General features: G+C 59.6%; 2 protein-coding genes. One reads left to right on the top strand and one right to left on the bottom strand.

Annotated features, from left to right (window positions below; translation table 11 throughout):
* Positions 1-15 precede the first annotated feature (15 nt).
* A complete protein-coding gene (locus tag ACXJ5O_RS26090) occupies positions 16-768 on the top strand; it encodes a dienelactone hydrolase family protein (RefSeq protein ID WP_457302442.1) in 753 nt (250 codons plus the stop codon).
* Between the two features lie 53 nt (positions 769-821).
* On the opposite strand, the gene ACXJ5O_RS26085 is transcribed toward ACXJ5O_RS26090, so the two are convergent.
* On the bottom strand, positions 822-1,689 hold an 868-nt coding region (locus tag ACXJ5O_RS26085), incomplete at its 5' end, for a substrate-binding domain-containing protein (RefSeq protein WP_457302441.1).

The raw sequence follows: 1,689 nt of genomic DNA, 5'->3' as shown, positions 1-1,689 counted from the left end.
CGACAGGAAAGATCCATGAAACAGAACATTGAAATCAAGACCGCCGACGGCACGGCTAAAGCCGCCATCTTTCGCGCCGATTCCGCGCCATCAAAGGTCGGTGGTGCCGAGCGCGGTGTGGTGTTCTACATGGATGCGATGGGCCCGAGGCCTGCACTGGATGGCATGGCGCAACGCCTGGCAGATTTCGGCTATGTGGTTCTTCTGCCGGATCTGTTCTATCGGTTCGGAGCCTACGGCCCTTTTACCGGAACATCCTTTTCCGACGAAACCGCCAAGGCACAGATCATGACGATGGTGCGCGGCACCACCCAGGAAATGACCAAACGCGATACGGCGTCGTTTCTCGATACGCTGGCGGCAGCTGGCGCAACCGCTCCCGTCGGCGCCGTCGGTTATTGCATGGGCGGCGGACGAGCCGTTACCGCTACAGGAGCCTTTCCGGACAGGGTCGCGGCAGCGGCGAGCTTTCATGGCGGCAATCTCGCCAGTGACGCTGAAGACAGCCCGCATCGTTTGGCAGGCAGCATCAAAGGCCGCGTCTATGTGGGCGTTGCAGGGGTTGATGGCAGCTTTCCACCTGAGCAATCGGCGCGCCTCGCCGAAGCGTTAAGGACCGCCGAAGTCGATCATATCATCGAGAACTATGTCGGCATGGCCCATGGCTGGGCGGTGCCGGATCATGGCGTTTACAATGCGGTGGGCGGTGAGAGGCACTGGAAGCGGCTCAAGACGTTCTTGGATGAGGCCTTGAGCCAAGCAGTTTGATATAGCTCAGTTTTTGGAAGCGCCCTGATGCCGGGCGCCCCCAAATTTTGGCCTTACTTCTGGATGCAGGTTGCAACCGTATCCTTGGTGCATTCGTCGAGACCGGTGAAGACCGGATCTTCAACGGGCTTGCCTTCGATCAGATTGATCATGACGGAAGGCGCCTTGTAGCCCATTTCGAAAGGCCGCTGACCAACGAGTGCGGTAACCAGGCCTTCGCCGGCAATCGCTACTTCGTCGCCGATGGTATCGGCGGCGCCGATGACGAACTCATTGCTGGCGATCTTTTCCTTGTAGGGACCAAACAGATCACGGTAAGGCTGCGGCGCGCCGAACAGCGGCCAGCCGCCCATGATCCCGAAGGCGTCGAGCTTCGGATTGGCTGCAAGGATGTCGGTCATTGCCTGAACGCCCTTGGCGCCGTCGTCATTGGTGAACACGGGGCAACCCGCAACTTCCGTCCAGCCGCCTTCGCCCTTGAGCGCTGCCAGGCCCTTTTGACCGGTCAGGGCATCGCGCATGCCTTGCGCCCGGCGAAGGATATTGTCTGCGCCCGTATTGCCTTCGATCGTGCAGATCGTACCGCCTTTTGGCTTGCCCTTCTTGATGTATTCGCCGATCTTGAAGCCCATCAGATAGTTGTCGGTGCCGAGATAGGTCTTGCGCAACGCCGCGTCTTCAGCCGCGAGATCAGCGTCAAGCGTCATCACCGGAACCGATGGATTGGCCGTTTTGATCGTCTGGGCAATCAGCTTGGCGTTCGACGGCGAGATCGCGATCGCCGCCGTGTCGGCCTTGCCGAGCATATCCTGGACGATCTGCGCTTCGCCGGCTTCATCCGATGTCGATGCGGGGCCGGTATAGAAGCATTCATATTCCGAGCTCGCGTTCTCGCTGTTCCACTTCTGGCAACCTTGATTG

Source organism: Phyllobacterium sp. P5_D12 (genome assembly GCF_054049495.1).
This window is presented reverse-complemented; position numbering and strand designations above follow the sequence as displayed.